Below are 14,454 nucleotides of genomic sequence, written 5' to 3' on the forward strand. Positions count from 1 at the left end.
AACCTGCTTAAAAGCAGGTTTTTTTTTATTCTTCTTCTTTATAAAAAAATTTATAATCTAATTCTGATAGTTTAGTTAATTCATTCTCTTCATTAATTTCAGGTGGAATATAATTACCTTCTTCATCAAACATATCATCAAAATCAGTTTTAGAAAACTCGTATTTTTCTTTTACTATTCCATTTTTTCTGTAAAAAAAAGAAAAAACAAAACCTGTTATTAATCCTGAAAGATGTCCTTCCCAAGACATACCTTCTTTAATTGGTAATACATACCAAATCATACTTCCGTAAAGAAAAATTGTAATTAACGATACAGCTACCAATCGATAGTGTTTTCTTATTATTCCGCTAAAAAAAACAAAACTAAACAGTAGATATACTATACCGCTAGCGCCAATATGGTATGAGCTAGATGCAATACTCCACGTCAAAAAACCTGTTAAGAGTACTCCATAGATTAAAACTTTTAATGCAACCTTATTATAAAAATAAAAAAGGCAAGTAGAAAGCACAAATAAAGGGACTGAATTATTAAAAAGGTGACTCGTATCACTATGTATAAATGGAGATGCTAAAACACCTCTTAAACCATAAATTTTTCTGGGGGCTACTCCATATTTATTAAAATTAAATCCGAATGTAATTTCTACCCAATAAATAAACCATATTAGGAGAACGAAAATAAACGGAATAAGAAAAACGGTATTCGAGAATTTTAATTGAGTTGCTGTTTTCATCAGTATGAAAATAACAAAAATAAATCCAAACAACAATTTCGGAACATCTGTCATAAATCTTTTATATTTTTACATCATGAATGAACCTTTGGCAGAAAGAATACGTCCACAACAATTAGCCGACTATATTAGTCAACAACATTTAGTTGGCGAAAGCGGAATTTTAACAAACCACATTAAACAAGGAATTATACCTTCTTTAATTCTTTGGGGGCCTCCTGGTATCGGAAAAACAACCTTAGCAAATATTATCGCAAACGAATCGGGACGCCCCTTCTATACCTTAAGTGCTATAAGTTCGGGCGTAAAAGATGTTAGAGAGGTAATAGAAAAGGCAAAAAAAAGTGGTGGGTTGTTTACACAAAAGAATCCTATTTTATTTATTGATGAAATTCATCGTTTTAGTAAATCTCAACAAGATTCGTTGTTAGCTGCGGTTGAAAAAGGATGGGTTACTTTAATTGGTGCAACAACTGAGAACCCAAGTTTTGAAGTGATACCTGCCCTACTCTCTCGTTGCCAGGTGTATATTTTAAATTCATTTGATAAAACCGATTTAATAGCGCTGTTACATAGAGCTATGAAAAAAGATGAACTTATCTCTCAAAAAAAAATAACTTTAAAAGAAACTGATGCTTTATTACAAGTATCTGGTGGAGATGCTCGTAAATTATTAAATATTTTTGAATTATTAGTTGCAGCCAATGATGAGATTGAAATTACGAATGAATTAGTTTTATCTAAAATTCAGAAAAACACGGTTCGTTACGATAAAACTGGGGAGCAACATTACGATATTGTTTCCGCTTTTATAAAATCGATAAGAGGTAGCGATCCTAATGGCGCTGTTTATTGGTTGGCTAGAATGATTGAAGGTGGCGAAGACGTAAAGTTTATTGCACGTAGGCTTCTTATTGCTGCTTCAGAAGACATTGGTAATGCAAACCCTACTGCCTTTATTATGGCTAATAATACGTTTCAGGCTGTATCTGTAATTGGTTATCCTGAATCGAGAATTATACTTAGTCAATGTGCTATTTACTTAGCTAATTCAGCAAAAAGCAATGCATCCTATATGGCAATTGGCGAAGCTCAGAACTTAGTGAGAATGACAGGTGATTTATCAATTCCGTTGCACTTAAGAAATGCTCCTACAAAACTAATGAAAGATTTAGATTACGGAAAGGACTATCAATATTCACATAACTATGCTGGTAATTTTGTTAGTCAAGAATTTTTGCCTGATGAAATTAAGAACACAAAATTATATGAACCCGGTAATAATGCTCGAGAAAATCAATTTAGGGAGTTACTAAAACAACGTTGGAAGGATAAATATAATTATTAAAAAAGAGCGCTATAATAGCGCTCTTTTTTAATGTGATTTTAAATAGAAATTAAAACTTAACTTCGTATTTCTCAATAATTTTTATCCCATCTTTATAATATTCAGCAATCCAAATAGTATTATTTTTATATAAAATTCCGTTTTTATTTTTTAGTATAAAAACATCTTTAACAGTAGTTTTTAATATTTGAAAAATAACTTCTGATTTTGTATTTACTAATTGAAATCCGTTACTTATTGATTGCGCATATAAACTAGTTACTTTAGCTTTATTAACAGTTTTGTCTAATAAAACTTTAGGCGATATGACTTTAGTATTCAACACAACAGGTTCTTCTATTTTTTCACCCTTAAGAGGAACATAACTATACTTTAAAGCTTCAATAGATTTAAAAGCATCACGTATAGATTCGTGATATGCATTTTTGTATTCTTTCAGTTTGCTTTTTCCAGCTCCAGAAGTAAAAACAATATTGTTAAAACAATCTCGTAACTCAACAACAGTTTTTGTTGAAAACATCCCCGATTCATCTTTAACAATCCCTGTTAATCCCAAACACCTATCTTTAGCTAAATCATCTGGTAATTTTTCATCTGATAAAATGGTTATAAAACCATATTTATTAAATAGAAATTTTGTTAGAGAACTTGTTTGATATTGATCCTCTTTTTTTACAAAATCTAATTTCTTAGGCACTATTACATACTTGTAGTTATTAATGTTCTTTTGAGCAAAAACTGATGTTGTTAGCATCAATAAAATAAAAAGTAATTTGTTCATGTTTATTTTAATTTATATAAAAATTGATTTATAGATATTGTTTTAATTCTATTAGTGACTGAATATTTAATACTCCCGATTGTGGTTCTGTTTCATTAGTAAAATGAATAGCTAACATACCAGAATTTAACGCCCCTAAAACATCTGCTTCATAACTATCTCCTATCATTATAGCATCTTCAGCAGTTGTTTCTGCTTTCATTAAAGCATACTCAAAAACCTTAGGATTCGGTTTTTTTACTCCCACACTTTCTGAGGTGATAACTTCTTTAAAATATGTATCTATTCCTGATTTCTGCATCTTTAAGCTTTGAATTTCTTCAAAACCATTTGTTATTATATGCAACTCATACTTTAGCTTTAAATACTCTAAAACCTCAACAGCTCCCTCAAATAAATGGTTATAATTAGGTAAGTAGTTAATGTAATCGTCAGAAATAGTAATAATTAAATCATCTGATACTTTATAATTTAAGGCATCAAAAGTATCTTTTAACCTATTATATCTTAAGGTTGTTTTTGATACTTTTTCGTCTCTGTAAAGTTTCCAATATTTTAAATTTATTGGCAAATAAACTTTCAAAAAATCATCTATGTTTAATTTTATATTTTGTTCTTCTATAATTTGTTTAAAGGTTAGCTTGGAGTTTTTATCAAAATCCCAAAGCGTGTGATCTAAATCAAAAAAAATGTGTTTTATATTCATTCTAATATATTATTCTAAACAAGGTTTTATTTAACTTCTAACTATTTTCAACATCGAACTATATACGCGTCTCCAACCTTTCCAACGTTGATAATTACTTAAGCTTTCATTGTGAAAAACAGTAATGAAAAGTCCATTTACCGCCTTTACTTCATTTTTAAGATCTCTTATTTTCCCTAATGATTGTTTTGGAGTCAATTTCATATAATCATTTAAAGTAGTATCTATTAAGGCAAACGGAAACACTTTTAAAGGTGTTTGAATTTCAAATTCTAAATCATAAAAATAAAAAGGCGTACAAGTTCCGGCCCTAAAACCAGTATGGCTTGCATACCCCATAGAATAATCTTCCGTTATTTCTAAATCAATTAAATTCTGATATGTTTCTGGTAATGATAATCGTAAGTAATGCTGTCGCGAACGCCTTATTGGCATATTAATAATATTCTCTAGCCGTTCTTTTTCTTTTTTTAACTGTGTACTATTATTCATGGTATAATATGAAGGGTGCAAACCTACCCGAGCATAATCTACCATATCTTTTATTAGTAATTTAAACTTACTTTTTGAGGCTGAAACATTTGTATCAAAAGTGGTATAATCTCCTATTAAAAAGAAAAATATAGTTCGGACTTCGTATATTTTTTTTAATTCTATTATTGATTTAAACGTATTAAAAGGGTCTCTTTTTATATTAAACAAAACTGCAAGTCGATCCCAAATTGTAAATATTTTAAATTGTGATGCATCTTTTAAAAACCCTCCTACAGTTCGCACAAAGCTTTTATACTTGTAGGCAAAAGCATTATCTACATCAATTGTAGAAATGTATTCATATTTTCTTGTTGAGTGCTCGTAGTCTGGGAATTTAATTTTTAAAATTTCTAGAAATTTATATGCCCAAATATCAACTACAGGTTTCTCTAAAAAACCATATTTAAAAGCAATACTTTCGGTTGCAGAAAACCGTCCGTGTTCATCTTTTACCTGTATCAAATACTCCTCATATCTAGATACTAAATAAAAGCTTGCAGCAAAAATATCAAAAGGTATTTCTGATTGTTCATCTGTTGGAAAAAAGCAAGGAATACCATTCCATTTTTTAAAATTTATTTCAAAATTTCTCACTCCTTGTTGAAATAATAATTCATTACTTTTTACAAAAAACTCTTTTCCTAAAGCTACGTTTGTATACGAAAATTTAGGTCCATTATACGCTACAAACTCCTCTACTTTACCGGTAAAATCGATAGGGATTTGTAATATTCGCGTAAAAATGTGCTTAAAAACATACCGAACACGAGGCGTAATTTTATGAGTGTAAATAAGTATCATAGTTTTTTTTAAATAAACAAACGACTATAGTATCCCTTCGTCTGCAAAGCTAAAATACATTTTTTCGGTAATTATTAAATGGTCTAAGAGTTTTATATCTAAAGTAACACCTGCTTCTTTAATTTTATTGGTAAGTTCGATATCTGATTTACTTGGCCTTAATTTTCCTGAAGGATGGTTATGTGATACTATAATCCCAACTGCTGATAATTTTAATGCCTTTTGATATAACAATCGTACATCTACTAAAGTTGCCGTGAAACCTCCTTTACTTAATTGATGTTTTGCCAGGACTTTATTCGAATTATTTAAATATAAAACCCAAAATTCTTCATGTTCTAAATCACCCAACAACGGTTGTAGTATGGTCACGGCATCTAATGAACTTTTTATTTTCAAAACAGTATGTCTCTCTTCAAACTGTCTTCTTTTTCCGAATTCTAATGCTGTAATGATTGAAATTGCCTTCGCCTCTCCTATTCCTTTAAACTGCATTAACTCTTCGATAGATAGTTTTGCTAAAGCATTTAAATCATGATTTACGGAGGCTAATATTTTCTGAGACAATGCAACCGCGCTTTCCTCTCTATTACCAGAACCTATTAAAATAGCTACTAACTCTGCATCCGATAAAACCGACTTGCCTTTTAGCATTAATTTTTCACGAGGTCTATCATCTAAAGCCCAAGATTTAATTGATATCTTTTTCATCTATTACAGTATCAGAATTCTATATAAATATAATTCATTTTTTGCACAACCAAAAGAAGCACTGTATCTTTGCCTTCTATCATTTTTCAAACTTACATATGAAAATTATTATAGCCGGAGCTGGAAGCGTAGGTTTTCACCTGGCTAAACTCCTTTCTTACGAATCTCAAGATACTTTTGTAATTGATTTTGACGGCGAGAAGCTGAATTACATCAATAATCATTTAGATGTAATAACAAAAAAAGGAGACGCTACTTCTATTAAGTTATTAAAAGAAATTGGTATTGGTTCTGCCGATTTGTTATTGGCCGTTACCGAAAGTCAAAACACCAACTTTACCATATCTGTTATTGGTAAGGCACTAGGTGTAAAAAAAACAATTGCGAGAATAAACAACCCTGAATTCTTAAAAAACGACAGCATAAACTTCAAAGATTTTGGAGTAGATTTTATGATTTCTCCAGAGGCTTTAGCTGCTGAAGAAATAAAATTACTCTTAAATCAATCGTCTTTTAATGATACGGTGGCCTTTGAAAACGGTGTTTTTAATATCATGGGAACTGCCCTTGGTTATAAATCAAAAATATTAGATTTAACCGTTAAAGAAGCTAAAGAAAAATTTAGTTTAGTCGATTTTATTACCATTGCAATAAAGCGAGAAGGAATAGCACAAACTATTATTCCTCGTGGTGATACTACCTATAAAATGAACGATCAAGTTTATTTTTCAGTGCCAAATTATAGTATTTCTAAACTATACCCTATTATTGGTAAAGAGCATGTTAACATTAAAAATGTTATGATTCTTGGAGGTAGTAGTATTGGTAGAAAAACAGCCAGAAGTCTTTGTAAGGACAACTTTAAAGTAAAATTAATAGAACGCAGAAGAGAAAAGGCATTAAGCCTTGCTGAAGATTTAATGGATACTTTAGTAGTTCATGGTGATGGAAGAAATATAGAACTTTTAGAAGGTGAAAATATTCGAGAAATGGATGCTTTTGTTGCCGTAACGGGTGATTCTGAAACGAATATTATGTCTTGTTTAGTTGCAAAATCTAAAGGCGTAAAAAAAACAGTTGCTTTAGTTGAAAATATGGATTATATAAACATATCGCAAACTATTGGTATAGACACACTTATTAACAAAAAATTAATTGCTGCTAGTAGTATTTTCCGTCACATACGTAAAGGAGATATCTTAGCATTAGCGAATTTGCACAATATTGATGCGGAGGTTTTTGAATTTGAAGTACCACAAAATGCTAAAGTAACAGAAAAACCTATTAAAGATTTACGCTTTCCTAGAGAAGCCGTTTTTGGAGGGGTAATTAGAGATGGTAAACCTCATATGTCTTTCGGAGATTTTCAACTTCAAGGAGGTGATAAAGCAATTATTTTTTGTTTACCTGAAGCAATATCTATGGTAGAAGACCTGTTTAAATAATGGAAAACCTTAATCTAAAGCTAATTTATCGTTTTTTAGGAATAACTGCCATACTTAACGGTTTATTCATGTGGCTTTCGTTACCTTTTAGTTTTTATTATAATGAAACCTCAAAATGGGGAATCTTAAATGCAGGTATTATTACTATCGCTATAGGTTTAGTTCTTTACCTTTTTAACAAACCCGACAATAAAAAAATTCAAAAAAAAGAAGGATACCTTATTGTTACTTTTGGGTGGCTTACTTTATCTGTTACAGGAATGCTTCCCTACCTATTATCTGGTAGTATCCCTAGTGTAACAAATGCCTTTTTCGAAACAATATCAGGCTACTCAACAACCGGTTCATCTATCTTAACAGATATAGAATCAATGCCTAAAGGGATTCTTTTTTGGCGGAGTGCTACACATTGGATTGGTGGTATGGGAATTATTGTACTTACCATTGCAATCTTACCTTTATTAGGTATTGGAGGAATGCAATTATTTATGGCTGAAGCACCTGGCCCATCAGCAGATAAACTACACCCTCGTATAACAGACACAGCCAAGCGGTTATGGCAAATTTATGTACTACTAACTATTGTTGAATTTCTTCTTTTAAAACTAGCAGGTATGAATTGGTTTGATGCCATTAATCATGCCATGGCAACAGTGAGTACAGGTGGTTTTTCTACAAAAAATGCAAGTATTGCTCACTGGAATAACGCTCCCTTAATTCAATATATAATTATATTCTTCATGTTTATTGCAGGTACTAATTTTGTACTTACTTACTTTGCTTTAAAAGGAAAGTTCAGAAAAGTAATTCAGAGTGAAGAATTTAAATATTACTTATTTGGTACCTTAACAATTTCTGCGATTATTGCCGTAATGATTCTTTTTAATCAAGATCCAGCTTTAAAAACATCTATAAATCACCCAATGGTTTTAGGTAAAGTAGAAAGTGCTATAAGACACTCTCTTTTTTCTGTAATTTCTGTCGTAACAACAACTGGTTTTGTAAGTGCCGATTTTACAATGTGGAGTTTCTTTATTACCGCGATATTCTTTTCTCTCTTTTTTTTAGGGGGCTCTGCAGGGTCTACCTCTGGTGGTGTGAAAATTGTTCGCCATATTGTAATGCTTAAAAATAGTTTTTTAGAGTTTAAAAAATCATTACACCCTAATGCTATAATACCAGTTCGTTATGATGGTAGAGCTGTAAAACAAACCATTGTATTTAACATCCTTTCGTTTTTTATTTTTTATATGCTGATTTTTATTATTGGAGCTGTAGTATTAACTTTTTTCGGTTTAGATTTTTATTCAGCTATAGGAGCCTGTGCTTCTTCTTTAGGAAATATTGGCCCAGCAATAGGTAGCGTAAGCCCAGTAAGTAATTTTAATCATTTATCTACAGGAGCTAAATGGTTTTGTTCTTTTTTAATGCTTATAGGTCGTTTAGAGCTTTTTACTGTCTTAATATTATTTACACCTTTCTTTTGGCGTAAAAGCTAATTCTATTTTCTTTTCTTTTTAAATAAACTTACTCCTATAAAACATATCTTCTTATGCCTTTTATAAGACCCCTTATGTCTATAATTTATGCACTTAAGGAATTGTTTGCTATTGACCTGCCCCTAATTCCTAAATTTGAGTATCGAAGACACGTACATACTCTTTTTTTTACTTTAATAATAAAGAGATTTACGCCAATGTCTATAGAGAAAACAAATATTAATAAACTAAATTTTACACATTATGAAACTAAAAATTAAATTTATTGGACTACTATTTATTGCACTCTTTTCAATGACGAGTACCAATGTACAAGCACAAGAAGGTTTTATTGGAGAAGTAAGAATGTTTGCAGGAAATTTTGCTCCAAGAACATGGGCATATTGCGACGGACAGTTATTATCAATAGCGCAAAATACAGCATTATTTTCAATTTTAGGAACTACTTATGGTGGTGATGGAAGAACCACTTTTGCTTTGCCAGATTTGCGTGGTAGAGCTCCTATTGGGCCAAGAAATGGACCAGGTTTACCAAGCTATAGATTAGGTCAAAAAGGAGGTGTTTCAACAAACATTTTAAATGTAACTCAACTGCCTAGTCATACGCATGCTGCTACAGGAACAGTAAAAGCATCAAATACAAGTGGTACAACAAACGACCCAACTGGCAATGTTTTAGGTCTTGCCAAAACACCTATTGATAGATCTACTACCGCTAGTTCTAATATTTATACTACTACGACTAATGCTAATATGGCTACAAACGGAGTAAGTGTAACTGTTGGTAATACAGGAAATAATCAGCCAATTAACAACATGCAACCTTATTTATCAATTAATTATATCATTTGTACACAAGGGGTTTTTCCTTCAAGAAGTTAAACTTCTACTAACAACATACACATAAACAAACAATACTTATTAAGTATTGTTTGTTTATGTGTATAAAAAAAATAAAAACCTATCTAACAATATTTTACTATATTTATATACTATTTAATCAAACAATACATTATGAAAAAACTTTACCATTCTTTTTCTTATTTACTAGTATTTATTCTTTTGGTATCTAGCCAAACGAGTTTATATGCGATTAATAAAACAGTAAATAAAAAATTAAAAACTGAGTTTTCTGAAACTAATTACTTTATTTTCAGAAATATTCCTATAGACAACTTTACGTCTATTTTTAATATTAACATGCTAGCTTCTCAAACATTTAATGGCTTAGGCGGCCCTGATTCTGGAGGAACTGGTTTTGAAACAATTACCAATATTCCTGAATTAGTAGTTAGCAATAATTTAGAACATACACCCAATGAGCTATATGGTATCGTAAATGGAGCTGGAGCTTCAGAAACTCATACTATTAAAGCTGATAATATTGATGCAGAATCATTCGACGTAAACGATATTATCGTTGCAGATTTTTCTGGAAGCTCTACATATGCGTCTTCAACAATCGTTTTTAAAGATAAAAATGGTGTTACACTTCAAACAATGTCTAATCCTGGCCCTCTTACTCAAACAAATGTTTCTATAGGTAGTTTATACACAGCAGGAAACACATTGCCTGTAACTGGTGTAGCGGAAATTATAATTACTGTATCTGGTGGAGGGTCACCTAGTAACTATACTCTAAAATCTATAGATATTTCAAACGCTGCTACCCCTGTATCAAATACTGCTCCAGTAATAGCAGGTACTTCAGCAGGTCAAGCAGTAAATGATAATGCTACATTATCTCCTTTTTCTGCAATAACAACTACCGATGCTGATGGAGATAATTTATCTGCAACCATTACCCTAGATAATAATGCCAAAGGTATTTTATCAGGTACTGGTTTAACAGGTACTGGTCCTTATGCAATTGCGAGTACTACAATTGCTGATTTACAAGCAAAATTAAGAGCTATATCTTATAATCCTACAGACAACAGAACAGCATCTTCAGAAACTACAACTTTTACTGTGGTGGTAAATGATGCTACTGATACTGATACTGATGCTACAACTACCGTTGTATCTAGTGCTGTAGCTCCTACATTTAACAGTGCTGGTTCTACACCTAATGACAATGCTATTAGTGTTGCTACTAGTAACGATATAGTAGTAGGTTTCAATGAGAATATAGCTAAAGGTACCGGTAATATTAGTTTACGTGACCTTACCAACTTTTCAAATTCTGAGTATTTTGACATCTCGGGAGCAACGGCTACAACTAGTCCAGGCCCTGGAGCTGTTGGTATCGTTAATGACAAACTATATATTAACCCGACAAGTAATTTATCTGGTTCAAATAATTATTCAATCAGAATTGACGCAACAGCTATAGATGATGTAGGAGGCACTAGTTTTGCAGGTATTTCAGATGACGTAACTTTTAATTTTACGACAGCAGATGTTACTGCTCCTCGTATCACAAGTGTTGTTCGTCAAACACCAGCTACAAGCCCTACCAATGCAGATGCATTAGTGTTTAGAATTACGTTTGATGAAAGTGTTCAAAATGTAGGAGCTGCTGACTTTACTATTACAGGAGCTTCAGGAGTATCTATTGGTACAGCTGGTTCAGGTACAACATATGATGTAACCTTTTCAGGCGGAGATTTAGCTAGTGTTAACGGAACAATAATACTAGGATTTGCTGCTGGTCAAAATATTACTGATACCGCTGGTAATGCTTTAACTAATTTAACACCAACAGGAACTAACAATAATACTTTTGTAGTAGATAATACCAACCCACTTATTAGTAGTATAACTCGTCAGACTCCAACAACAAGCCCAACAAACGCTGATGCATTAGCTTGGGATGTAACTTTTGATGGGCCTGTTAGCAATGTCGATCCAACTGATTTCACTTTAAGTGGAACAACTGGTACAGTTTCTTCGGTAACTAACCCTAGTGGTAATGTGTACAGAATAACTGCTTCTGGTGGTGATTTAGCTGCTTTAAATGGAACAGTTACTTTAGGATTTGCTGGTGGTCAAAACATTACTGATGCAGTGGGTAACGCCTTAACTAACTTAACACCAACAGGTACTAACAATAATACTTTTGTAATAGATAATACGCAACCGCTTATCAGCAGTATTGCGCGTCAGAGTCCTACAACTAGTCCTACAAATGCTGATGCATTAGCTTGGGATGTAACTTTTGATGGTGTAGTAACCAATGTGGATGCAACAGATTTCGCTGTAAGTGGAACTACAGCTACGGTTGCTTCGGTAACTAACCCTAGTGGAAATACATATAGAGTAACAGTTTCTGGTGGAGATTTAGCTGGGTTAAATGGAACAGTAACTTTAGGATTTACAGGAGGGCAAAACATTACTGATGCAGTGGGTAATGCCTTAACTAACTTAACACCAACAGGTACTAACAATAATACATTTGTAATAGATAATACCAACCCACTTATTAGTAGTATAACTCGTCAGACTCCAACAACAAGCCCAACAAATGCAGATGCTTTAGCTTGGGATGTAACTTTTGATGGGCCTGTTAGCAATGTCGATCCAACTGATTTCACTGTAAGTGGAACAACTGCTACAGTTTCTTCGGTAACTAACCCTAGTGGAAATACATATAGAGTAACAGTTTCTGGTGGAGATTTAGCTGGGTTAAATGGAACAGTAACTTTAGGATTTGCTGGTGGTCAAAACATTACTGATGCAGTGGGTAACGCCTTAACTAACTTAACACCAACAGGTACTAACAATAATACTTTTGTAATAGATAATACGCAACCGCTTATTAGCAGTATTGCGCGTCAGAGTCCTACAACTAGTCCTACAAATGCTGATACATTAACTTGGGATGTAACTTTTGATGGTGTAGTAACCAATGTGGATGCAACAGATTTCGCTGTAAGTGGAACTACAGCTACGGTTGCTTCGGTAACTAACCCTAGTGGAAATACATATAGAGTAACAGTTTCTGGTGGAGATTTAGCTGGATTAAATGGAACAGTAACTTTAGGATTTTCTGGTGGTCAAAACATTACTGATGCAGTCGGTAATGCCTTAACTAACTTAACACCAACAGGTACTAACAATAATACATTTGTAATAGATAATACGCAACCGCTTATCAGCAGTATTGCGCGTCAGAGTCCTACAACTAGTCCTACAAATGCTGATGCATTAGCTTGGGATGTAACTTTTGATGGTGTAGTAACCAATGTGGATGCAACAGATTTCGCTGTAAGTGGAACTACAGCTACGGTTGCTTCGGTAACTAACCCTAGTGGAAATACATATAGAGTAACAGTTTCTGGTGGAGATTTAGCTGGGTTAAATGGAACAGTAACTATAGGATTTGCTGGTGGTCAAAACATTGCTGATGTAGTAGGTAATGCATTAACTAATTTAACACCAACAGGAACTAACAATAATACTTTTGTAATAGACAATACACCTCCTGTTTATACTTGGACAGGAGTATCCAATAGTACATGGGGAGTCTCGTCAAATTGGAACCCAACAAATGTTCCTCCTGCGAATTCAGATATTATTATTCCTAGTGGTTTAGTAAATTACCCAACAGCTAGTGCAGCGGTAACATTTAATACCTTAACTATTGATTCTGGAGCAAGTTTTATACCTCAGAGTACAGTAACGGGTGTCGTAACATACAAAAGAAGCTTACCAACAACAAATTGGTACTTAGTAGCTCCTCCGGTTTCTGGAGAGACTTCTGAAAATATTATTAGTAATCATACCTTTGCTTCAGGAACAGGTAGCAATATAGGTATAGGAGCATATTTAAATAACATAGGTGCTACTTGGGCATATTCAACTTTAACAACAACCGGACCTGTACCATCAGGAGGTGGATTGTCTATGAAGTTAGATGCTCCTGGAGAAATATCTATTACAGGAACTGCTAACACATCTAGTGTGCCATATCCAATCACAACAGGAACTCGTGATAACTTTAATTTAATAGGAAACCCGTTTACTTCTTATGTAAACTCTGCAACATTTACTACTGCAAACACAGGTTTACTAAGCGAAGAAACAGTTTGGTTATGGAACGGAACATCGTATGTAACATATAATGCTTTAAGTTCTATAGAGCTTGCACCAGGGCAAGGTTTCTTTGTTGAAGCAGGTTCTAATGGTAATATTACCTTTGCTGCCTCTAATCAAAGTCATCAAAATGATACTTTTATGAGACAAGCACCAAAATCTACTTTCGAACTATCAATAGCTGAAGGCATTAACAAAGCTTCTACTAAAGTATTTTATGTTGATAATAAAACTACTGGTTTTGATAACGGGTACGATTCTAAAATATTTGGAGGTGCTGATTACAAATTCAATGTATATACAGAATTGGTTTCTGGTAATGAAGGTAAAAAACTAGCTATTCAAGCTTTACCTAATCAAAACCTAGAAACAATGATAGTACCTGTAGGTTTAATTGCTGAAGCTGGTAAAAAAGTTACCTTTTCTTTAAAAGCACAAAACTTACCAAATAACAGTAATGTATTTTTAGAAGATAGAGTTAATAATACTTTAGTAAATATTTCTAAAGAAAATTATGTTGTAACCTTAAAAAATACTGCTAAGGGTACTGGTCAATTTTACATTCATACAAGTGCTAAAAACATAGAAGATTTTGATATTAAACAAGAATTACAAAATGTAAGTATTTATAGATCAACTAATAATACATTAACTGTTGCTGGTTTACAAACTGATAACGCATCGTTAAACATTTACTCTATTTTGGGTAAAAAAATAATTAGCACACAATTTAAATCTACAGGTGTTCATATAATTAAATTACCAGAAACATCTAAGGGAGTTTACATTGTAGAATTAAAATCAGATTTAGGTAAAATTAGTAAGAAAATTATTTTAGAATAATATACAGCAT

Annotated in this window: 10 protein-coding genes; 5 read left to right on the forward strand and 5 right to left on the reverse strand. The window is 32.5% G+C overall.

The features are described from left to right. Positions 1-25 precede the first annotated feature (25 nt). On the reverse strand, positions 26-739 hold the full coding sequence (locus ACQ629_RS04770; protein WP_483706798.1) for a rhomboid family intramembrane serine protease: 714 nt from the start codon (positions 737-739) through the stop codon (positions 26-28). 76 nt (positions 740-815) lie between these two features. On the opposite strand from ACQ629_RS04770, the gene ACQ629_RS04775 reads away from it, so the two are divergent. Beyond that, positions 816-2,087 (forward strand): replication-associated recombination protein A, encoded by a 1,272-nt coding sequence (locus tag ACQ629_RS04775; protein ID WP_483707164.1) that lies wholly within the window; start codon positions 816-818, stop codon positions 2,085-2,087. A gap of 49 nt (positions 2,088-2,136) precedes the next feature. Here the strand turns inward: ACQ629_RS04775 and ACQ629_RS04780 are convergent, their stop codons facing one another. The 4 genes from ACQ629_RS04780 to radC are packed head-to-tail and all read right to left on the reverse strand — an operon-like array spanning position 2,137 to position 5,620. Beyond that, complete coding sequence (locus ACQ629_RS04780; RefSeq protein WP_483706799.1) at positions 2,137-2,868, reverse strand: hypothetical protein; 732 nt, start codon at positions 2,866-2,868, stop codon at positions 2,137-2,139. A 28-nt stretch (positions 2,869-2,896) separates the two neighbouring features. Beyond that, positions 2,897-3,574: a YjjG family noncanonical pyrimidine nucleotidase gene (locus ACQ629_RS04785; RefSeq protein WP_483706800.1), complete on the reverse strand. Its 678-nt coding sequence runs from the start codon at positions 3,572-3,574 to the stop codon at positions 2,897-2,899. Positions 3,575-3,604: 30 nt separating this feature from the next. Continuing rightward, positions 3,605-4,909 carry a polysaccharide deacetylase family protein gene (locus ACQ629_RS04790; RefSeq protein ID WP_483706802.1) on the reverse strand — a complete coding sequence of 435 codons (1,305 nt, stop codon included), beginning with the start codon at positions 4,907-4,909 and terminating at the stop codon, positions 3,605-3,607. A 24-nt stretch (positions 4,910-4,933) separates the two neighbouring features. Then, on the reverse strand, positions 4,934-5,620 hold the full coding sequence (gene radC / locus ACQ629_RS04795) for a RadC family protein (RefSeq protein ID WP_483706803.1): 687 nt from the start codon (positions 5,618-5,620) through the stop codon (positions 4,934-4,936). 98 nt (positions 5,621-5,718) lie between these two features. On the opposite strand from radC, the gene trkA reads away from it, so the two are divergent. The 4 genes from trkA to ACQ629_RS04815 all read left to right on the forward strand — a co-directional run bounded on the left by trkA (position 5,719) and on the right by ACQ629_RS04815 (position 14,444). Next, positions 5,719-7,065, forward strand: a complete 1,347-nt coding sequence (gene trkA / locus ACQ629_RS04800; RefSeq protein WP_483706804.1) for a Trk system potassium transporter TrkA — start codon at positions 5,719-5,721, stop codon at positions 7,063-7,065. Beyond that, complete coding sequence (locus tag ACQ629_RS04805; protein ID WP_483706805.1) at positions 7,065-8,564, forward strand: TrkH family potassium uptake protein; 1,500 nt, start codon at positions 7,065-7,067, stop codon at positions 8,562-8,564. Before trkA ends, ACQ629_RS04805 begins: the two co-directional genes overlap by 1 nt. Positions 8,565-8,807: 243 nt before the next feature. Continuing rightward, positions 8,808-9,446, forward strand: a complete 639-nt coding sequence (locus ACQ629_RS04810) for a phage tail protein (RefSeq protein WP_483706806.1) — start codon at positions 8,808-8,810, stop codon at positions 9,444-9,446. Between the two features lie 132 nt (positions 9,447-9,578). Then, positions 9,579-14,444, forward strand: a complete 4,866-nt coding sequence (locus ACQ629_RS04815) for an Ig-like domain-containing protein (protein WP_483706807.1) — start codon at positions 9,579-9,581, stop codon at positions 14,442-14,444. The last annotated feature ends 10 nt before the right edge of the window (positions 14,445-14,454 follow it).

The sequence above is a fragment of the Tenacibaculum sp. SM2510 genome, assembly GCF_057002845.1.